This window comes from Streptomyces sp. CB09001, assembly GCF_003369795.1.
Lineage (GTDB): Bacteria > Actinomycetota > Actinomycetes > Streptomycetales > Streptomycetaceae > Streptomyces.
This window is the reverse complement of the sequence record NZ_CP026730.1, coordinates 1,305,507-1,325,169: the sequence shown is the minus strand read 5'-3', so window position 1 is coordinate 1,325,169 and position 19,663 is coordinate 1,305,507. Positions and strand designations below refer to the sequence as shown.

Annotated in this window: 19 protein-coding genes; 7 read left to right on the top strand and 12 right to left on the bottom strand. The window is 73.4% G+C overall.

Annotated features, from left to right (window positions below):
* Positions 1–245 precede the first annotated feature (245 nt).
* On the bottom strand, positions 246–716 hold the full coding sequence (locus tag C4J65_RS06225) for a GNAT family N-acetyltransferase (RefSeq protein WP_115741480.1): 471 nt from the start codon (positions 714–716) through the stop codon (positions 246–248).
* Between the two features lie 3 nt (positions 717–719).
* Positions 720–1,493 carry an IclR family transcriptional regulator gene (locus C4J65_RS06220; RefSeq protein ID WP_115741479.1) on the bottom strand — a complete coding sequence of 258 codons (774 nt, stop codon included), beginning with the start codon at positions 1,491–1,493 and terminating at the stop codon, positions 720–722.
* 122 nt (positions 1,494–1,615) lie between these two features.
* Between C4J65_RS06220 and C4J65_RS06215 the strand changes: the two genes are divergently transcribed.
* The 4 genes from C4J65_RS06215 to C4J65_RS06200 all read left to right on the top strand — a co-directional run bounded on the left by C4J65_RS06215 (position 1,616) and on the right by C4J65_RS06200 (position 5,823).
* A complete protein-coding gene (locus tag C4J65_RS06215; RefSeq protein WP_115741478.1) occupies positions 1,616–3,145 on the top strand; it encodes an aldehyde dehydrogenase (NADP(+)) in 1,530 nt (509 codons plus the stop codon).
* Positions 3,146–3,248: 103 nt separating this feature from the next.
* Positions 3,249–3,857: a DUF1349 domain-containing protein gene (locus C4J65_RS06210; RefSeq protein WP_115741477.1), complete on the top strand. Its 609-nt coding sequence runs from the start codon at positions 3,249–3,251 to the stop codon at positions 3,855–3,857.
* An 86-nt stretch (positions 3,858–3,943) separates the two neighbouring features.
* Entirely contained in the window at positions 3,944–4,657 is a 714-nt protein-coding gene (locus C4J65_RS06205) for a DsbA family oxidoreductase (protein WP_115741476.1), read from the top strand.
* A 71-nt stretch (positions 4,658–4,728) separates the two neighbouring features.
* A complete protein-coding gene (locus tag C4J65_RS06200; protein ID WP_115741475.1) occupies positions 4,729–5,823 on the top strand; it encodes an aminotransferase class V-fold PLP-dependent enzyme in 1,095 nt (364 codons plus the stop codon).
* Between the two features lie 80 nt (positions 5,824–5,903).
* On the opposite strand, the gene thpD is transcribed toward C4J65_RS06200, so the two are convergent.
* From thpD to C4J65_RS06175, 5 genes are all read right to left on the bottom strand, one after another.
* Positions 5,904–6,800: an ectoine hydroxylase gene (thpD, locus tag C4J65_RS06195; protein ID WP_162833053.1), complete on the bottom strand. Its 897-nt coding sequence runs from the start codon at positions 6,798–6,800 to the stop codon at positions 5,904–5,906.
* Positions 6,801–6,806: 6 nt separating this feature from the next.
* A complete protein-coding gene (locus C4J65_RS06190; protein ID WP_003976954.1) occupies positions 6,807–7,205 on the bottom strand; it encodes an ectoine synthase in 399 nt (132 codons plus the stop codon).
* A 116-nt stretch (positions 7,206–7,321) separates the two neighbouring features.
* Complete coding sequence (gene ectB / locus C4J65_RS06185; protein ID WP_115741474.1) at positions 7,322–8,593, bottom strand: diaminobutyrate--2-oxoglutarate transaminase; 1,272 nt, start codon at positions 8,591–8,593, stop codon at positions 7,322–7,324.
* A 129-nt stretch (positions 8,594–8,722) separates the two neighbouring features.
* Positions 8,723–9,235 (bottom strand): diaminobutyrate acetyltransferase, encoded by a 513-nt coding sequence (gene ectA, locus C4J65_RS06180; protein WP_115741473.1) that lies wholly within the window; start codon positions 9,233–9,235, stop codon positions 8,723–8,725.
* 329 nt (positions 9,236–9,564) lie between these two features.
* Positions 9,565–10,692 (bottom strand): aminotransferase class V-fold PLP-dependent enzyme, encoded by a 1,128-nt coding sequence (locus C4J65_RS06175; protein WP_115741472.1) that lies wholly within the window; start codon positions 10,690–10,692, stop codon positions 9,565–9,567.
* A 177-nt stretch (positions 10,693–10,869) separates the two neighbouring features.
* On the opposite strand from C4J65_RS06175, the gene C4J65_RS06170 reads away from it, so the two are divergent.
* The 3 genes from C4J65_RS06170 (at position 10,870) to C4J65_RS06160 (ending at position 13,641) form a co-directional block, all read left to right on the top strand.
* Entirely contained in the window at positions 10,870–11,352 is a 483-nt protein-coding gene (locus C4J65_RS06170) for a hypothetical protein (protein ID WP_115741471.1), read from the top strand.
* Positions 11,353–11,395: 43 nt separating this feature from the next.
* Positions 11,396–12,487, top strand: a complete 1,092-nt coding sequence (locus tag C4J65_RS06165) for an amidohydrolase family protein (RefSeq protein ID WP_115741470.1) — start codon at positions 11,396–11,398, stop codon at positions 12,485–12,487.
* A 197-nt stretch (positions 12,488–12,684) separates the two neighbouring features.
* Positions 12,685–13,641 (top strand): SCO1860 family LAETG-anchored protein, encoded by a 957-nt coding sequence (locus C4J65_RS06160; protein WP_162833052.1) that lies wholly within the window; start codon positions 12,685–12,687, stop codon positions 13,639–13,641.
* A 221-nt stretch (positions 13,642–13,862) separates the two neighbouring features.
* Here C4J65_RS06160 and cobC read toward each other — a convergent pair whose 3' ends face one another.
* From cobC to cobM, 5 genes are read right to left on the bottom strand one after another with little or no spacing between them, the layout of a single operon-like run.
* On the bottom strand, positions 13,863–14,963 hold the full coding sequence (cobC, locus tag C4J65_RS06155; RefSeq protein WP_162833051.1) for an Rv2231c family pyridoxal phosphate-dependent protein CobC: 1,101 nt from the start codon (positions 14,961–14,963) through the stop codon (positions 13,863–13,865).
* Positions 14,935–15,852: a sirohydrochlorin chelatase gene (locus tag C4J65_RS06150; RefSeq protein ID WP_115741467.1), complete on the bottom strand. Its 918-nt coding sequence runs from the start codon at positions 15,850–15,852 to the stop codon at positions 14,935–14,937. Before C4J65_RS06150 ends, cobC begins: the two co-directional genes overlap by 29 nt.
* On the bottom strand, positions 15,849–17,600 hold the full coding sequence (gene cobJ / locus C4J65_RS06145) for a precorrin-3B C(17)-methyltransferase (RefSeq protein WP_115741466.1): 1,752 nt from the start codon (positions 17,598–17,600) through the stop codon (positions 15,849–15,851). Before cobJ ends, C4J65_RS06150 begins: the two co-directional genes overlap by 4 nt.
* Positions 17,597–18,838, bottom strand: a complete 1,242-nt coding sequence (gene cbiE / locus C4J65_RS06140) for a precorrin-6y C5,15-methyltransferase (decarboxylating) subunit CbiE (RefSeq protein WP_162833050.1) — start codon at positions 18,836–18,838, stop codon at positions 17,597–17,599. Before cbiE ends, cobJ begins: the two co-directional genes overlap by 4 nt.
* Complete coding sequence (cobM, locus tag C4J65_RS06135; protein ID WP_115741465.1) at positions 18,835–19,647, bottom strand: precorrin-4 C(11)-methyltransferase; 813 nt, start codon at positions 19,645–19,647, stop codon at positions 18,835–18,837. Before cobM ends, cbiE begins: the two co-directional genes overlap by 4 nt.
* Positions 19,648–19,663: the final 16 nt, after the last annotated feature.

Sequence of the window (19,663 nt, the reverse complement as noted above, 5' to 3'; positions counted from 1 at the left end):
GCGCGGGATACGGCAGACAGGCCACGACGGCGACCGCACACGACGGCGACCGCCCGCGACGGCCGCCGGGGCCGGGTGTGACCCGTGGGCGGAGTCGGGGCGGGCGGGGCGGCGGTGGCGAGCGTCGGCGTCATGCGTCCGCACTCCCGCCCGCGCGCCCCCGGCACCTTCTGCGCACCGATGATCCGCCTCCGCCGCGCGGCGGGGACGCACCGGCCCGGTGGATCACCGGTGCGGCCGGCGGCTCATTCCGCGAGGTGCAGGACGACCTCGTCGATCTCCGTGCCCCGGGCGGTCGCGAACCCCCGCGCCCGCGCGCTGATCACGAAGCCGCACTTCTCCAGCACGCGCCGCGAGCCCGTGTTGTCGGCCGCCGCCCGCGCGTACAGCGGGCGGTCCGGCACCGCGGTGAGCAGGGCGCGCAGTGCGGCCGTCGCCACGCCCCGCCCCCAGTACGCCCGGTCCACCCAGTACGTCACCTCGCGCTCGCCCGGCTCCCCGTACACGGCCGTGCTGCCGATGACGTCACCGTCGCCGAGGATGGTCCGCACGACGTCGCGGGAGGCCCGGATCTTCGTCCAGTGGGCCGTGAACGCGTCCCAGTCGGCGGGGTCCTTCGGGGTGAAGGCCGCCATGCGCAGGGCCTCCGGATCGTTCATCTGCCGGAAGAAGACGGGCAGATCGCTGTCGTGAACCTCGCGCAGTGCGATGTGCATGGATCAGAGCCTACGCGTGGCCAGTGTCAGCCGGTCCCGCGCGTCGAACAGAGCGTCCTTCACCATCTGCTCGTGCGCGGGCGTCAGCCGCGCCACCGGCACCGAGCAGCTGATCGCGTCCCGCGCGGGGGTGCGGTAGGGGACCGCCACGCCGAAGCAGCGCAGCCCCAGCGTGTTCTCCTCGCGGTCCACGGCGAAGCCCTGCTCCCGCACCAGACGCAGCTCCTCGATGAGCTTCTCCCGGTCGGTGATGGTGTGCTCCGTCAGCGCCGGGAGGGTCTCCGGGAGCAGCTTGCGCACCTGCTCGTCGGTGTACGTGCTCAGCAGCGCCTTGCCCAGCGAGGTCGAGTGCGCGGGCAGCCGGCGGCCGACCCGGGTGAACGGCCGCAGGTAGTGCTGGGACTGGCGGGTGGCCAGGTACACCACGTTCGTGCCGTCCAGGCGCGCCAGGTGGATGGTCTCCGTCGTGTCGTCGGAGAGCCGGTCCAGCGTCGGCCGGGCCGCCGCGACCACCTCGTCGCCGTCGATGTACGAGGTGCCGACCAGCAGCGCCCGCACCCCGATGCCGTACCGCGTGCCCGTGGCGTCCGTCTCCACCCAGCCCAGCTCCACCAGCGTGCGCAGCAGCATGTAGAGACTGGACTTGGGATAACCGACGGCCTCCTGGACCGACGCGAGGGAGTGCATACCGGGGCGCCCGGCGAAGTACTCGAGCAGCTCAACCGTCCGCACCGCGGACTTGACCTGCGCTCCGCCCCCCGTCTCGACAGCCGACATCGCCCTTGACCCCTTCGTTCGACGAGAAGCTGAAGATATAGTCTCGAACAGCATATTCATCAGTAGAGACAGCGTTCAGTATATCGAACAACTTCTGAGCAGAGCACGTGGAGGGACCCGCGGTGGCAGCAGCACCAGTCTGGAGTGTCGACCCCCGTACCGGGAAGCAGCGTGAACAGGTCGCCGTGGAAGCCACGGCCCAGGAGGTGGACGCCGCCGTCCGCGCCGCGCACGCCGCCCGGGACGCCCTCGCCGACCGCACCGTCCGCGCGGCCTTCCTGCGGAGCGCCGCCGACGAGCTGAAGGCGGCCGAGGGCACCCTCGTCGAGGTGGCCGACGCGGAGACCGCGCTCGGCCCGGTCCGGCTCACCGGCGAACTCGCCCGCACCTGCTACCAGCTGCGGGCCTTCGCCGACATCGTCGACGAGGGCGAGTACCTCGGCGTGGTCGTCAACCACCCCGACGACACGGCCACCCCGCCCATCCCCGACCTGCGCCGCTACAAGGTGCCGCTCGGCGTCGTCGCCGTCTACTCCGCCTCCAACTTCCCCTTCGCCTTCTCCGTCCCCGGCGGCGACACCGCGAGCGCCCTCGCGGCCGGCTGCCCGGTCGTCGTCAAGGCGCACCCCGACCACCCGGCCCTGTCCGAGCTGGTCGCCAAGGTGCTGCGCCGGGCCGCCGCCCGGCACGACATCCCGGACGGCGTCCTCGGCCTGGTGCACGGCTTCGAGGCGGGCGTCGAGCTGATCAAGCACCCGCTGGTCACCGCGGCGGGCTTCACGGGCTCGGTCCGCGGCGGCCGTGCGCTGTTCGACGCGGCGGCGGCACGTCCGGTGCCGATCCCCTTCCACGGCGAGCTGGGCTCGCTGAACCCGGTCGTCGTCACGGAGGCGGCGGCCACCGAGCGGGCGGAGGCGATCGGTGCGGGGCTGGCCGGTTCCATGACCCTGGGCGTCGGTCAGTTCTGCGTCAAGCCCGGCCTGGTGCTCGTGCCGGCCGGTGACGCCGGTGACGGCCTGGTCAAGTCGCTCACCGACGCGGTCAGCGCCACCGACGCCGGTGTGCTCCTCGACCACCGCATGCGGGACAACTTCGTCGCGGGCGTCGCCGAGCGTGCCGCGCTGCCCGACGTCGACTCCCCGGTGACGCCGGGCTCGGGCGGCGAGCACACCGTCAGCGCCGGGTTCCTCACGGTGCCGGCGGCGCGGCTGGCGGCGGAGGGCGAGTACGACCTGCTCCTGGAGGAGTGCTTCGGGCCGGTCACCGTGGTGGCCCGCTACCAGGACGAGGGTGAGGTGCGGGGGGTGCTGTCGCGACTGCCGGGGAACCTCACGGCGACCGTGCAGCTCTCCGCCGAGGAGGTGGCGGGGGAGGGCGCCGGGGCGGCGCTCCTCGCCGAGGTGACGCCGCTGGCGGGGCGGGTGCTCGTCAATGGCTGGCCCACGGGGGTTGCCGTGGCGGCGGCTCAGCAGCACGGGGGGCCGTACCCGGCGACCACTTCGACGTCCACGTCGGTGGGGGGTACCGCCATCGAGCGGTGGTTGCGGCCGGTGGCCTATCAGGGGGTGCCGGAGGCGTTGTTGCCGGTGGAGTTGCGGGATGACAATCCGCTGGGGCTGCCGAGGCGGTTCAACGGGGTTCTTGAGCGGTAGCGCCGTTGGGCGCGGGGTTGTGCGGTCCGACGCGCCGTCGTGGCGTGTCGCGCAGTTCCCCGCGCCCCTTAAGGGCATCCGCTGAGCCTGCGATGATCAAACCATGACTCTCGAACTCCCCGAACTGCCCTTCACCCTCCGTCCCCATGGCCCCGACGGCCGCTGGTCCTACGCCGACGGTGTGCTCACCGGCGTCGCCGGGCCCCGGCAGGACCGGTTCGTGCCGCCCACCGGGGAAGCGCTGGAGTCCGTGTCCGACGCGCCGCGGTTGCTGGGGGCGCCCGACGGGGACTTCCAGCTGATCGCGCGTGTGTCGGTCGGGTTCCGGGGTGCCTTCGACGCCGGGGTGCTCTACGTGCACGTGGGGGAGCGGGCCTGGGCCAAGCTCTGTCTGGAGTACTCGCCCGACGTGCCCACCGTCTGCACGGTGGTCACCCGGGGACACTCCGACGACTGCAACTCCTTCACCGTGGAGGGGGACTCCGTCTGGTTCCGGGTGAGCCGGAGCGGACGGGCCTTCGCCTTCCACGCCTCGCTCGACGGGAAGCGCTGGACCTTCGTACGCCTCTTCACGCTGGGTGATGAGGGGGAGACGGGGGCGGCCCTGGTCGGCTTCCTGGCGCAGGCACCGACGGGGGAGGGGTGCACGGTGACGTTCGACCACCTGGAGTTCCGGCCCGCCTGGCCCGCGGATCTGCGGGACGGCAGCTGACGGGGGAATGAGACCCGCTGCTTGAACGTTCACGTACGCGGCGGAGAAGGCCTCCGCCGCCGTACGACCTGGAGAAGAGCCGAGACATGCGCGTCGAGATCTGGAGCGACATCGCCTGCCCCTGGTGCTACGTGGGCAAGGCCCGCTTCGAGAAGGCGCTCGCGGCCTTCCCGCACCGTGACGGCGTCGAGGTGGTCCACCGTTCGTTCGAACTGGACCCCGGGCGCGCCAAGGACGACGTGCAGCCGGTGCTGACGATGCTCACCGCCAAGTACGGCATGAGTGAGGCGCAGGCGCAGGCCGGTGAGGACAACCTCGGAGCGCAGGCGGCCGCCGAGGGCCTGGACTACCGCACCCGGGACCGCGACCACGGCAGCACCTTCGACCTGCACCGCCTGCTGCACCTCGCCAGGGAGCGGGGACGGCACGAGGCGCTCCTCGACGCCTTCTACCGGGGCAACTTCGCCGACGAGCGCTCCGTGTTCAACGACGACGAGCGGCTCGTGGAGCTGGCCGTCGGCGCCGGGCTCGACGCGGACGAGGCCCGCGCGGTGCTCGCCGACCCCGCCGCCTACGCCGACGAGGTGCGCGCCGACGAGCGCGAGGCCGCCCAGCTCGGGGCCACCGGGGTGCCGTTCTTCGTGCTCGACCGGGCCTACGGAGTCTCGGGCGCCCAGCCCGCCGAGGTCTTCACCCAGGCGCTGACCCAGGCGTGGGGCGAGCGCACGCCGTTGAAGCTGATCGACGACGGAGGCGCCGAGGCCTGCGGTCCGGACGGGTGCGCGGTGCCCCAGAAGTGACGGGGCGGGTGAAAGCCCAGGTGAGGGGCTGTTCATAAGCGATGCTTGGAGAAACCGCGTAGAAATACGCGATGGACGGGGAGGTCACCGGGCCGCACAGTGGTGCCATGGAGAGCTTCGAGAATCTCGTCCGTACCGAGTTCGCCCCGAAGACCACATACCTGAACACCGCCAGCACCGGCCTGCTCCCCGCCCGGAGCCTCGTGGCGATGCGTGACGCCGCGGCGTCCGCGGCGGAGGGGCAGCCGCTCGACATGTTCGCCGACGTCGAGGCGGCACGGGCCGCCTGCGCCCGGCTCATGGGGGTGCCCGCCACCCGGGTCGCGACCGGCGCGTCGGTCGCCACGTTCAGCGGGCTCGTCGCCGCGTCGCTGCCGGCGGGGGCCGAGGTCCTCACCGCGGAGGGCGACTTCAGCTCCCTCGTGAACCCGCTCCACACGCGCGGCGACCTCAAGGTGCGCAGCGTGCCGCTGGAGCGGATCGCCGAGTCCGTGGGCCCGGACACCGCGCTCGTGGCGGTCAGCTCCGTGCAGTCCGCCGACGGACGGATCGCCGACCTCGCTACGCTGCGCGACGCCGCCCGGGCGCACGGGGCACGGACGCTGATCGACACCTCCCAGGCGGGCGGCTGGCTGCCGACGGACGCGGACGACTTCGACTACGTGACCGCCGTCGGCTACAAGTGGGTGCTCTGCCCGCGCGGCGTCGCCTTCCTCGTGGTCCCGGAGGACCTGGGAGCGGCGGCCGGGCTCACCCCGCTGTTCGCCGGGTGGGCGACCGGTGAGCACCCCTGGGACAGCTGCTACGGCCCCGTCGAGGAACTCGCGCACTCCGCCCGGCGGTTCGACGAGTCCCCCGCGCTGTTCTCCTACACCGGCGCCCGGCACTCCCTGGCCCTGATCGAGGAACTGGGCGTCGACGCCGTGCACGCCCACGACACCGCTCTCGCCGACCGGTTCCGCGAAGGGGTGCGCTCGCTGGGCCACGAGCCGGTGGACGCGCCGGGCTCCGCGATCGTCTCCGTGCCGGGGCTCGGCCACCGGCAGGGCGAGCTGGGCAGGGCCGGCGTCCAGGTCTCCGACCGGGCGGGCAATCTGCGGGCCGCCTTCCACGTGTACAACACCGCGGCCGACGTGGACCGGCTGCTCGACGTGCTGGCGGGCTGACCGGGCAGGTCCGGGACGAAGTACCGGGCAGGGGCCTCCCGTCCCACACGAAGAGGCCCCTGCCCGAGATCAGACGCGGGTCACCTCACTGGTGTGAAGTCCCGCGCGCCAATGAACTCCGGCCGCCGGATCGGAGCCGCGAAGGGCTCCACGGCCGTGTTCTCCACGCTGTTGAACACGATGAAGACGTTACTGCGCGGGAACGGCGTGATGTTGTCGCCCGAACCGTGCATGCAGTTGCAGTCGAACCAGGTCGCCGAACCGGCCTTGCCGGTGAACAGCTTGATGCCGTACTCCGAGGCCATCTTCGTCAGGCCCTCGTCGGACGGCGTCCCGGCGTCCTGCATCTGCAGGGACTTCTTGTAGTTGTCCTTCGGCGTGGCCCCCGCGCACCCGAGGAACGTCTTGTGCGACCCCGGCATGATCATCAGACCGCCGTTGGTGTCGTAGTTCTCGGTGAGCGCGATCGAGACCGAGATCGTGCGCATGTTGGGCAGGCCGTCCTCGGCGTGCCAGGTCTCGAAGTCCGAGTGCCAGTAGAAGCCGCTGGCCCCGAAGCCCGGCTTGACGTTGATCCGCGACTGGTGGACGTAGACGTCCGAGCCGAGGATCTGCCGCGCCCGCCCGACCACGCGCTCGTCGCGCACCAGCTTGGCGAAGACCTCACTGATCCTGTGCACCTCGAAGACCGACCGGATCTCCTTGGACTGCGGCTCGACGATCGAGCGCTCGTCCGCCCGGATGGCCGGGTCGGTGGTGAGCCGCTCCAGCTCGCGCTGGTACTCGCCGACCTCGTCCGGGGCGATCAGCTGGTCGACGGCGAGGAAGCCGTCGCGGTCCAGCGCCTGGAGGTCACCGGCCGACACGGGACCGGGCGTGTCCGGGGAGCCCCAGACCACCGGGTCCTGCCGGGGAGTCGCCACCTCGGTGGCGCCGCGGGTGGGATAGAGGTCGGTGACGTTCGTGGTCGTGGTCACGGTGACTCACACCTCCTCGGTGAGCAGCGGGTAGACGCCGTTCTCGTCGTGATCCTCCCGTCCGGTGACGGGCGGGTTGAAGACACAGATGCAGTGGAAGTCCTCCTTGACCTTGAGCGTGTGCCGCTCGTGGCCGTCGAGGAGATACATCGTGCCCGGCGTGATGTGGTACGTCTTCCCCGTCTCGCGGTCGGTCAACTCGGCGTCGCCCTTGGTGCAGACGACGGCCTCGATGTGGTTGGCGTACCACATCGACGTCTCCGTACCCGCGTACAGGATCGTCTCGTGCACGGAGAAGCCGACCTTCTCCTTGGCGAGGACGATCCGGGTGCTTTCCCAGGTGCCGGACGCGCTCTTCACGTGCCGGTCGGTGCCTTCGAACTCCTTGAACGAACGGACGATCACGGTTTTGCGATGCCTCCTAGGTGAAGGGTGTGCAAGGGGCCCCGGCGTCCTCGGCCGCGTGGGCCGAAGACGCCGGGAGTCATGGGGTGGTGCCCGACGGCCGGACCGTCAGACCGTCACGCGGTCTCGCGCACGGCCCTGGCCAGGGTCTTCATGCCCTCGTCCAGCTCGTCGGGCGTGATGGTGAGCGCCGGCAGCAGTTTGACGACCTCGCTCTCGGGGCCGGAGGTCTCGATGAGCAGCCCCAGCTCGAAGGCGCGCTTGGCGACCCGGCCCGCGCGGTCCTTGTCGTGGAACTCCAGGCCCCAGACCAGGCCGCGGCCGCGGTACTCCTTGACGTCGGCGAGGTTCTCCTCGGTGATGGCGATCATGTGCTGCTCGACCTGCTCGCCGCGCTTGCGGGTCTGCTTCTCCATCGCCGAACCGTCGGCCCAGTACGCCTCCAGCGTGGCGGTCGCCGTGACGAAGGCCGGGTTGTTGCCGCGGAAGGTGCCGTTGTGCTCGCCCGGCTCCCAGACGTCCAGCTCCGGCTTGAACAGGGTCAGCGCCATCGGCATGCCGTAGCCGCTGATGGACTTGGAGACGGTGACGATGTCCGGCGTGATGCCCGCCTCCTCGAAGGAGAAAAAGGCGCCGGTACGGCCGCAGCCCATCTGGATGTCGTCGACGATGAGCAGCATGTCCTGGCGCTCGCACAGCTCGGCCAGGGCACGCAGCCACTCGGCCCGGGCGACGTTGATGCCGCCCTCGCCCTGCACCGTCTCGACGATCACGGCGGCCGGCTTGTTCAGGCCGGAGCCCTGGTCCTCGAGCAGCCGCTCGAACCAGATGAAGTCCTCGACGGTGCCGTCGAAGTAGTTGTCGAACGGCATGGGCGTGCCGTGCACCAGCGGGATGCCGGCGCCGGCCCGCTTGAACGCGTTGCCGGTCACGGCGAGCGAGCCCAGCGACATGCCGTGGAAGGCGTTGGTGAAGGACACGATCGACTCGCGTCCCTTGACCTTGCGCGCCAGCTTCAGCGCGGCCTCGACGGCGTTGGTACCCGTCGGGCCCGGAAACATGACCTTGTACGGCAGGTCGCGCTTGCGCAGGATGGTGTTCTGGAACGTCTCCAGGAAGCGGCGCTTGGCGGTCGTCGACATGTCGAGCCCGTGCGTGACGCCGTCCCGCTCCAGGTAGTCGATCAGCGCGCGTTTCAGGACGGCGTTGTTGTGCCCGTAGTTGAGCGAGCCCGCTCCGGCGAAGAAGTCGAGGTACTCGTGGCCGTCCTCGTCGTACATGCGGCTGCCGACCGCACGGTCGAAGACGGTGGGCCAGCCGCGGCAGTAGCTGCGCACCTCGGACTCGACGGTCTCGAAGACGCTGAGGTCGGGCTGGGTGATGGTCACGACGAATCGCTCCTCGTGGGGTGAGGGTGGGAGAGGAAGGTCGTACTGATCCGGGGACCGGTGCGGTCCGCCGGGAAGTCTGTGGGACCGGACTGGCACGGGGTGCCGCGCCGCCCGGAAGGCCGTCGGTCAGCCGGTGGCGGACAGCGGGCCTATGCGGTACAGGACCTCGGGCTCGTGCGGTCCGTCGGGGAACAGCTCCGTGCCGAACAGCACCTCGCGCTCGAGCCGGGCGCCGCGGCGCTCGGCGAAGGAGGTGAACAGCCGCTGGGAGGCGGTGTTGTCGGGGGAGATGGTGGTCTCCAGGGTGGTCAGCCCGTGTTCCGCGACGGTGCGCGCGGCCAGCCCGTCGAGCAGGGACGCGGCGAGCCGGCGCCCGCGGTACGCCTCGTCCACCGCCACCTGCCACACGAGCAGGGTGTCCGGGCGGTCCGGTCGTACGTATCCGGTGACGAAGCCGACCGGCTCACCGCTCTCGTCGCGGGCGACGGCCGACGTGGCGGCGAAGTCCCGGCACCAGAGCAGATAGCTGTAGGAGGAGTTGAGGTCGAGGACCTTGGAATCCCTCGCTATCCGCCACAGGGCGGCGCCGTCGGCCACTCTCGGACGATCGATTTGCAGGTCTGCTTGGGCGGCAGTCATGCAAATTGAATTTACCCAGCGAAATTCGAAATTGCATCGCCGGACGGGGTTACGAATGGGCGGCTCGTGTGTTATCACGCGGGCGCGTGCTGCCGCGCGAGAGGGCGGCGCTATGGGGGGATTTGATGGGGTCGTAAGCCGTAAAGCGGACAGCATGTGGATCGGGTCACAATCGCGTAACCCGTGCGAGACGTGTCCGAAATGTGAAGATCGGGTGTCGTGAAATCTTTGTGTTTAGGTCCCCGGAAAGCGGGCAGAAGAATACGGGAAGCTGCGCTGAGTGGAATTCCTTAATTCTGCTTGTGCGAGTATCAGGAATTCCCTCGAATTCATCCTTCCGAAAGGGCGGCGCCGGCCGGGCGCTCCCACGCCTCCTCGGCGGCCCGCCGGGCGGCCTCCGGGTCGGCCTTCACACCCCGCTCGACCAGCGCGGCACCCAGTGCCGCCAGGCAGTCCCGCACCGTCTCGCGCGTCGCGTCCGGACCGTAGTGGTTGACCCGGATCATCTCGCCCGCCAGCGCGCCGCCGCCCGCCGCCAGCGGCAGCGCCGGGTCGGACTCCAGGGCGCGGGCCACCAGCGCGGACGCGTCGACGCCCGACGGCGTGCGCAGTGTCGTCGCGACCGGCGCCGCGTCCCTCGCCTCGTACACGTACGGCTCCAGGCCGCCCAGCGCGAGCGCGCCGGCCCGGGTGGCCGCCGCCGCCGAGGCGTGCCGTGCCATCACCGTCTCCGGGCCCTCCGCCTCGATGCGCTCGACGCAGGCCTCCAGCGCGAGCATCTCCAACTGCGCCGGCGCGTGCAGCAGCGCCTTGCGCCCGCCGTCGATCCAGCGCTCCTTCCAGTCGAGGAGCGACAGGTACGACCGCCGCGGGGCGTTCGGGTTCGCCGCCATGCGGGCCCAGGCCCGCTCGCTCACCGACACCGCCGAGACGCCCGCAGGGCCGCCCATCGCCTTCTGCGCGCCGATGACGCACAGGCCCACGCCCCAGGTGTCCGGCAGTACCGGCTCGGCGCCCACGGAGGCCACGGCGTCCAGGTAGAACAGCGCGCCGTGCGCCCGGACCACCTCGCCGATCTCCGCGACCGGGTTGGTGTTGCCGGTCGCCGCCTCGGCGTGCACGAGGGACACGAAGTCGATCTCCGGGTGCTCGGCGAGCGCCTGGCCGATCTGCTCGGCGGAGACGGCCGTGTGGAACGGCACGGCGAGGTCGTGCACGCTCGCGCCGCAGTCCCGCAGCCAGTTCCCGAAGGTCTGACCGTACGGACCCGTGACGACGTTCAGCGCGACGGTGCCCGGTCCCGCGGCGGCGCGGATGGCGCCCTCCAGCGGCAGCAGCGCCTCGCCCTGCATGACCACCACGTCCTGGCCGGTCCCGAGCAGGCGCGCGACCCGGTCCTCGATCGCGGCGAAACGTCCGGCGCTCAGCGGGGGGAGGTCCAGGAAGGGATGGGTCACGGCGGTGCTCTCTTCGGTGACGGCGGGTGTGCGGCGCGGGTACGCGGCGTACGGAGTCGAGAGTAACCATGGCGTCCGCCGGCACTCGCGCCGGAGTGCTTCCGTTGCGACACCCCCACGCCCGGAATCGTGGCTTCCGTCACAGCCGAAGAGATCACCGTCTGATGGACTGGGCCCGTGTTCCTCGTACTCCTGCTGGTCGTCGTGGTCGCCGTGGTGTCCGCCGTCGGCCTGACCGGCCACGGCGCGAGCGTCCTCGCCGCCCGCCGCGCCCGGGGAACGCGCGCCGGACCGGCGCTGCACGCCCTCGCCGCCTTCGCCGGTGCCGCCGCCGTCGCGGTGTACGCCTGGGGGCTGCTGCACGTGACCGGCGCCGTCATGGAGTCCAACGGCGGCGCGGGCTCCGCACCGGCGCCGCCCTGCCGCACACCCGGGAACGAGGAGCGCGCCCTCCACGTCATCGACCAGTCGGTCTCCTTCCTGCCGCTGGGCTTCGTCTGCGAGACCACCGACGGCGGCGAGTACACCAGCGACGACGTCCCCGGCTACGTCAACCCCGCCACCGCCGCCCTGGCCCTGACCGCCCTCGCGGGCGCCGTCGGGGCCGGGTGCGCGAGGGCGCCGCGCGCCCGCGCGGCAGCGCCCGGCGGCGGGCGGTGACCGGCCCCGGACGGGTGTGCGGACACCCTTTAGGGTGCGGGGCATGAGCGATCGCGCGGTGCTGCACGTCAAGGGTCGGGTGCTCGTCGGACCGGAGGAGGTCCGGGACGAGGTGTGGGTGATCGACGGCCGGATCTCGTACGACCGCCCCACTGGCGCCGCCGACGTCCGCACCGTGGAGGGATGGGCACTGCCCGGCCTGGTCGACGCGCACTGCCACGTCGGGCTGGACCAGCACGGAGCGGTCCCCGCGGACGTCGCCGAGAAGCAGGCGCTGACCGACCGCGAGGCGGGCACCCTCCTCGTCCGCGACGCGGGCTCGCCCTCCGACACCCGCTGGATCGACGACCGCGAGGACCTCCCGAAGATCATCCGGGCCGGCCGGCACATCGCCCGCACCCGCCGCTACATCCCCAACTACGCCTGGGAGGTCGAGCCCGAGGACCTCGTCGCCCACGTCGCCCAGGAGGCCCGGCGCGGCGACGGCTGGGTGAAGCTGGTCGGCGACTGGATCGACCGCGACCTCGGCGACCTGTCGGCCTGCTGGCCGCGCGGCGCCGTGGAGGCGGCCATCGCCGAGGCTCACCGCCTGGGCGCCCGCGTCACCGCGCACTGCTTCGCCGAGGACTCCCTGCGCGACCTGGTCGAGGCCGGGATCGACTGCGTCGAGCACGCCACGGGGCTCACGGACGACACGATCCCGCTCTTCGCCGAGCGGGGCGTCGCCATCGTGCCCACGCTCGTCAACATCGCCACCTTCCCCGCGCTGGCGGACGGCGGCGAGTCCCGGTTCCCGCGCTGGTCGGCCCATATGCGCCGGCTCCACGAACGCCGTTACGACACCGTCCGCAACGCCTACGACGCCGGGATCCCGGTCTTCGTCGGCACCGACGCGGGCGGTGCCCTCGCCCACGGACTGGCCGGTGCCGAGGTCGCCGAGCTGGTCACCGCGGGCATCCCGCCCGTCGAGGCCCTCGCCGCGACGACCTGGGCCGCCCGGCGCTGGCTCGGCCGCCCCGGCCTGGACGAGGGCGCGCCGGCGGACCTGGTGGTGTACGAGCAGGACCCGCGCGCGGACGTGCGCGTGCTCACCGCTCCGCGCCGGATCGTGCTCAACGGGCGGGTCGTCGGTTAGCCGACGCGAGTGATGCGGGCGAACACCCGTGCCGGAAGATGCGACGAAGATTCGAATAGATCCGCCAAAACCCCACGAAGGGGTGAAGTGCCTCCGGTTCACTGACGGTTCGGCGGACGCGGGGACATTCTGTCCGGGTCCCAAGCACGTCGCTCATGCGTGCCCCGCACGCATGTCTCACTGGGGGTCCCACCACCTTGAACGGCAACACCTTCCGCCTGCCCGCACGCCGTCTCGCCACCGTCGCGGCGGCCACGGCCCTGGCCGCGGGGCCCGCGACCCTGGCCGGCGCGGGAGCCGTCCACGCGACCGGCGACCACGGCCGCGCGAGCGCCACCGTGCTGCGCACCGGGCTCGACGTCTCCCTGCTCAACAAGACCGTGAACGTCCCGCTCGCGGTCACCCTCAACGAGGTGCGGGCGCCCGAGAGCGCCGAGAAGACCGCGCTCACCGCCCGGCTGGACGGCGTCGACGGCGGAAAGCCGTTCAGCGTCCTGCGCGCCGACGTCGCCGAGGCGAGGGCGACGGCCACCGCCGAGAAGAGCGAGGGCTCCACCACGCTGGCCCGCGCCAGGCTCCACGTTCCCGGCCTGCCGCTGCTGTCGGTGATCGAGGTCCAGGAGGTCACCTCCACGGCGATCTGCGAGGCCGGGAAGCAGCCGGTCGCCGACGCCAACCTGCTGGGTCCGGTGACCGTCCTCGGCAAGAAGGTCACGCTCACCACCGGCGGGCCGACGGACGTGAAGGTGCCCGGCGTCGGCGAGGTGCGGCTCGACCTCTCGAAGACGGAGACCACCTCCCGCACGGCAGCCGCCACCGCACTCGAACTCAAGGTCTCCGTCAACCCCGGCGATCTGAACGTCGCGGAGGTCGACGGCACCGTCAGCCTGGCCAAGGCGACCTGCGAGTCCCCGACCGCCCCCGCGGACGAGGCCGGGCAGCCCCCGGCGAAGGCCGACGAACCCGCCGACGAGCAGGACGCGGCACAGGACGCCGAACCCGCCGCCGACGTGAAGGCCCAGGGCGCCCGCACCGAGACCGACCTGGCCGAGACCGGCGGCAGCTCCGCGACCCCGTACGTCGCGGCCGGCGCCGCGGCCCTGGTCCTGGCGGGCGGCGGCGCACTCGTCCTGTCCCGGCGCAGGCGCGGCTGACGCGCGGCCGGGTACGGGCCGGGGCCGGTTCCGGGGAGGGCGGTGTGTGGTGGCGGTCCTGGCCGGGACGGGGGCGGTCGGGGGGCCGTGTGCGGCATGGGCGTTGGCGTGGTGCCGGTCCTGTTGGACGGCGGCGCGCTGGGGGCTTGTCCCGGCGCGGGCGCGGCTGACGCGGCAGGGGGCGGAACCGGCCGAGGCCGTACGCCCGCACCCCGTACGCCTCAGGCCGGTTCCGCCGCCTCCGCCGGCGCCGCCACCGCCCGCTCCAGGGCGCTCAGGAAGCCCTCCGTCGTCGCCCGGTCCCGTACCGCCAGGCGCAGCCAACGGCCGCCCAGCCCCGGGAACGTGTCCCCGCGCCGGACCGCGTACCCCAGGCCGCGCAACCGGTGCCGTACGGCGGCCGCGTGCGGGACGCCGACCAGGACGAAGGGACCCTCGGCCGCTTGGACGACCCGCACCCCGGCACCGGCGAACGCCGTCAGCCCGGCGACGAGACGGTCCCGGTCGGCGGCGATGCGGTGGGCGGCGTGGGCGGCCTCCGCCAGCGCCCGCGGCGCCACGCACGCCTCGGCCGCCGCCAGCGCGGGCGTGGACACCGGCCACAGCGGCTGGGCGCGCTCCAGCGCGGCGACCGTCTCCGGGTCCGCGAGGACGTATCCGATGCGCAGCCCCGCCAGCCCCCACGTCTTGGTGAGGCTGCGCAGGACGACGAGTCCGGGTACGTCGGTCCGCCCGGCCAGCGCCTCCCGCTCGCCCGGCACCGCGTCCATGAACGCCTCGTCCACGACCAGCGTCCGCCCGGGGCGGCCCAGCGACGCGAGCACGCCCGCCGGGTGCAGCACCGAGGTCGGGTTCGTCGGGTTGCCGACCACCACCAGGTCGGCGTCCTCGGGGACGGCCGCCGGGTCGAGCCGGAAACCGTCCGCCTCCCGCAGCAGCACCCGGCCGACCGTGTGCCCCGCGTCCCGCAGCGCCGCCTCGGGCTCGGTGAACTGGGGGTGCACCACGACCGGCCGGCGCACCTTCAGCGCCCGCGCCAGCAGCACGAACGCCTCCGCCGCCCCCGCGGTCAGCAGCACCCGTTCCACCGGCAGCCCGTGCCGCGCCGCCACCGCTGCCCGCGCCGCCCGCCCGTCCGGGTAGGCGGCGAGCGAACCGAGCGAGGCGGCGACGTGTTCCCGCAGCCAGGCCGGAGGAGTGTCCGCGCGGACGTTCACCGCGAGGTCCACCAGCGCCGCACCGTCGTCGCGCACCTCGGCGTCCCCGTGATGGCGCAGGTCGAGGCCGTCGGCCTCAGTGTGCATGGGAGTGTGCGTGTCCATGCCCGTGATGGTGCCCGTGGGGGTGATCGCCGTCGTCGTCGGGGTGGAAGTGCGGCTGCTGCGGCAGCCCCACCTTGTCCTCGAACCCCGGCAGCGCGATCCGGTACACGCAGCTGTCGCAGTTCATCCGCAGGTCGCCCCCGACGGCCTCCTCGTACCGTTCCCACACCAGGTCGAGCAGTTCCGGCTCCGGACCGATGACGTCCGCCGACCGCACCTCGGTCTCCGGGTGCGCGGCCGCCCACTCCTCGGTCTGGTGCCCGACCCGGTCCGGGAGGATGCCGGTGAACAGGAAGTACGGCAGCACGACGACCCGCCGCGCCCCCAGCCGCACACACCGGTCCAGGCCGCCCGGCACGTCCGGCTCCGCCAGCGACACGAACGCGGTCTCCACGGCCGCGTATCCGCGCCCCTCCCACAGCAGCCGCGCCGCCTTGAACACCTCGGCGTTGGCATCCGGGTCCGTCGAACCGCGCCCGACCAGCAGCACCGTCACCTCGGAGCGGTCCCAGGACGGATCGACCGCCTCCGCCAGGCGCCGCTCCAGCACCCGCAGCAGCGCCGGGTGCGGGCCCAGCGGACGCCCGTACGTGTACGTGATGCCGGGGTGCCGCTCCTTCTCGCGGGACAGGGCCGCCGGGATGTCGCCCTTGGCGTGCCCGGCGGACACCAGCATCAGCGGCACCGCCGCGAACCGGCGCACACCGCGCTCGACCAGCTCGGCGACCGCGTCGCCCAGTGGCGGCGGGGACAGCTCGATGAAGCCGCCCGCGACGGGCAGCTCGGGGTGGCGTCGGCCCAGCTCGCGCACGAAGTCGCGGAACGCCTCGGCCCCGGCCTCGTCCCGGGTGCCGTGTCCGGCGATGAGCAGGGCGGGCGGGGTCGTCACAGGGTCTCCTCGGATATGGCGGATGCTTCGGCTGTTGCGGACGGGTCGGTCTTCTCGGCGGGCGGCGCGGTGTCACGCGCCTGCCAGCGGTAGCCGCGCGGCGTCACCATGCGCCCGGCGATCTCCCGGGTCGCGGTGTTGCCCACCGTCACGACCGTCATCATGTCGACGGTCGTCGGGTCGAGGGCGGCGAGCGTGGACAGGCGGCTCGACTCGTCGGCGCGCGACGCGTTGCGCACGACACCCACCGGAGTCGTCGGCTCCCGGTGCTCCGCGAGGAGCGCCAGCGCCTTGGGCAGCTGCCAGTCCCGGCCCCGGCTGCGCGGGTTGTAGAACGTCACCACGAGGTCCGCCTCCGCCGCCGCCCGCACCCGCCGCTCGATGACCTCCCACGGCGTGTGCAGGTCGGAGAGGCTGATCGACACGTGGTCGTGGCCGAGCGGCGCGCCCAGCACCGCCCCGGCCGCCAGCGCCGCCGTCACACCCGGCACCCCGACCACGTCGATGTCGTCGGACGCCTCGGCCAGCGCCGGCGAGGCCATGGCGTACACCCCGGCGTCCCCGCTGCCGATCAGCGCGACGGCGTGCCCGCGCCGCGCCTCCTCGACCGCCGTCCTGGCCCGCGCCTCCTCCGCGCCGAGCCCCGACTCCAGCACCCGGGTGCCGGGCCGCAGCAGGTCGCGGATCTGGTCGACGTACTGGTCGAGTCCGACCAGCACCGACGCCCGCCGCAGCTCCGCCCGCGCCCGCGGCGTCACCAGGTCCCGGGCGCCCGGCCCGAGCCCGACCACCGCGAGCCGTCCGCGCCCGGGACGCCGTACGACCGCGCAGGTCGCCGTCGCGGGCACCGCCGCCGACTTCCGCTTGGGCACGAGGAGTTCACCCCCGCGCAGCAGCGCCGCCGCCTCCGCGACCGACGGGGTGCCCACGGCCGCGAGCGGGGCGTCGGACGGGTTGGGCACTTCGACGTCCGCCAGCACGCCGGCGGCGTACGTCACCAGAGGCACCCCGAGCCGCCCGGCCGCCCCGACGATCCCGGGTTCCTCCGCCTTGGCGTCCACGGTGGCCAGCTCGGCGACCGACGCGGCCGACAGCCCCGCCTCGCGCAGGGCGGTCTCCACCAGCCCGAGCACCTCGTCCACCGGCGCCCCCCTGGACGCGCCGACGCCGACGACCAGGGACGGCGGCCGCAGCACCACCTCGCGCCCGGCCGGCTCCACCGCACGGTCCGTCACCCGAATCGTGTACGCCCCGTCGGCCGCCACCGGCAGCGGCGGCAGCGGCCAGGCCACCTCCGTGCGCAGCGCCACCGGCTCACCGTCCAGCAGAGCCCGCGACACCCCGGCGACATCGCCCTCGACGGGCAGCCCGAGCGTGTCCAGACCCGCCAGCCCGACCGCGTCGGTCGCCGTCGTCACCACCGGTTCCGCGCCCAGCACCTCGCCGACCGCGCGGGCCAGTTCGTTGGCTCCGCCCCCGTGCCCGCCGACCAGCGACACGGCGAACCGCCCGCCCTCGTCGACGCACACCACACCGGGGTCGGTCCGCTTGTCGTCCAGCAGCGGCGCCACCAGCCGGACCACGGCCCCCGTGGCCAGGAAGCACACCAGTCGCTCGCACTCGGCGAACGCGGCCCGCACGGCGTCCGTGACGGGACCCTCGTACACCCGCGTGCGGTCCGGCCACGCCGCGGCCAGCCGGTCCCGCGCCGCCGCTCCCGCCGCTGTGGCGGAAATGAGGCCGATCAAGGGGCAACTCCTTCACTACGGCCGTGCGGCCTGACGCCCCACAGCAGGAACACGGGATTGGTCGCCGCGAGCCGGGTCACGTCCCCCGGCAGCGGCGCGAGCCGCGAGGACTGCAGCAGCACCCCGTCGCAGTCGAGACCGGCGCCGAGCAGCGCCTCGCGGGCCGCCGGCACCCGGTCGAGCGCGGCCACGGCGACGACCACGGCGCGCCGGGCCCGCCGTCCGCACTCGGCGACGATCGCGGGCAGTTGGCGCCCCCCACCGCCCACGAACACCGCGTCCGGGTCCTCGTCCAGGTCGGACAGCACCGCGGGCGCGGCCCCGTGCACCACCCGCACGTCGACACTGTGCGCGGCGGCGTTGGCGCGGACCCGCCCGACACCGTCCGGCGTCCTCTCGACGGCGGTGACGGCGGCACCGAGCCGCGCGCACTCCACGGCCACGGACCCGGAACCGGCGCCGACGTCCCACACCAGGTCTCCGGGGCGCGGCCCGAGACGGGCCAGCGCCAGCGCCCGCACCTCGAACTTGGTGATCATGGAGTCGCGGTGGGCGAACTCCGACTCGTCCAGCGCCCATCCCGCGGGTCCCGGCCGCGGCCCGGCGACCGCCCGCACCGGCCCCAGCGCCCGCGCCTCGTCCAGGCACAGCACCACGCTCACCGCCGTCCCCCAGTCCCGGGCGGCGGCCGCGGCGGGCGTCACCCGCTCCACGCGCTCCTCGGCCGAGCCCAGCGCGGAGGCGACGACGAACACCCGCCCGTCGGCCCGCAACGCGGCACCCAGCTCCGCCGGACCGGCCCCGGGACCGGTCAGCACGGCGACCTTCGGATGCGCCCGGCACAGGTGCGCCGCAGTCCGCAGGTCCCGCCCGTGCGCGCTCGCCACCACGGCGTCGTCCCACGGCAGCCCCACCCGCGCGAAGGCCGCGGCGACGGAGGAGACCCCCGGCCGCACGTCCAGCCGCTCCGGGCCGAACCGCTCGGCCAGCACCCGCACGATCCCGAAGAACCCCGGATCACCGGAGGCCAGCACGGTCACCGGCCGCCCCTCGGCGACATACTCCGCCACCGTGTCCAGGGCGGGCGCAAGCGCCCCGAGGACCACCGTGCGGGCCCCCGCCGGCAGCCGTACGGCGTCCAGGTGCCGACGTCCGCCGACGACCAGCTCCGCGCCCGCGGCGGCGTCCCCGGCGGAAGCCGTACCGGAGGCGGCCCCCATCCCGACCACGCTGATCACGTGCTCGCACCCCGCGAGCGCAGCTCCCGGCGCGCCTCGGGGTCGGCCTTGCGATAGCCGTGGAAGTGCCCCGGGTGGTAGAGGTGCGAGCGGGTGCCGTGCGCGTCGAGGGCCGGGCCGACCAGGAACAGGGTGTGCTTCCAGAGCTTGTGCTCCTTGACCGTCTCCTCCAGCGTCCCGATCGTGCACCGCACGACCAGCTCCTCCGGCCAGGTGGCCTGATAGGCGACGACGACCGGCGTCTCGGTCGGATAGCCGCCCTCCAGCAGCTCCCGCACCAACTGGCCGCTGCGGGCCGCCGACAGGAAGACCGCCATCGTCGTGCCGTGCTTCGCGAACTCGCGGACCTCCTCCCCGGGCGGCATCGGCGTCTTGCCCCCGCCGAGCCGGGTGAGGACCACCGACTGCGCGACCTCCGGGATGGTCAGCTCACGCTGGGCGAGCGCGGCCACGGCCGAGAACGCGGAGACACCGGGCACCACCTCGGTCGCGACGCCGAGCTCCGCACACCGGTCGAGCTGCTCCTGAGTGCCGCCCCACAGCGCCGGGTCCCCGGAGTGGATGCGGGCCACCCGCAGCCCCTCCTCCCGGGCCCGCCGGTACACGGCGACGACGTCCTCCAGCGACATCGCCGCCGAGTCCAGCACCTCGGCGCCCTCCCTCGCGTGCTGGAGCACCTCCGCCTGGACGAGGCTCGCCGCCCAGATCACCACGTCCGCCTCGGCGATCGCCCGCGCCGCACGGAACGTCAGCAGGTCGGCGGCGCCGGGACCGGCACCGACGAAGGTCACCCTGGCCTCGGAATCCATCGTTTTCGGTCCTCTC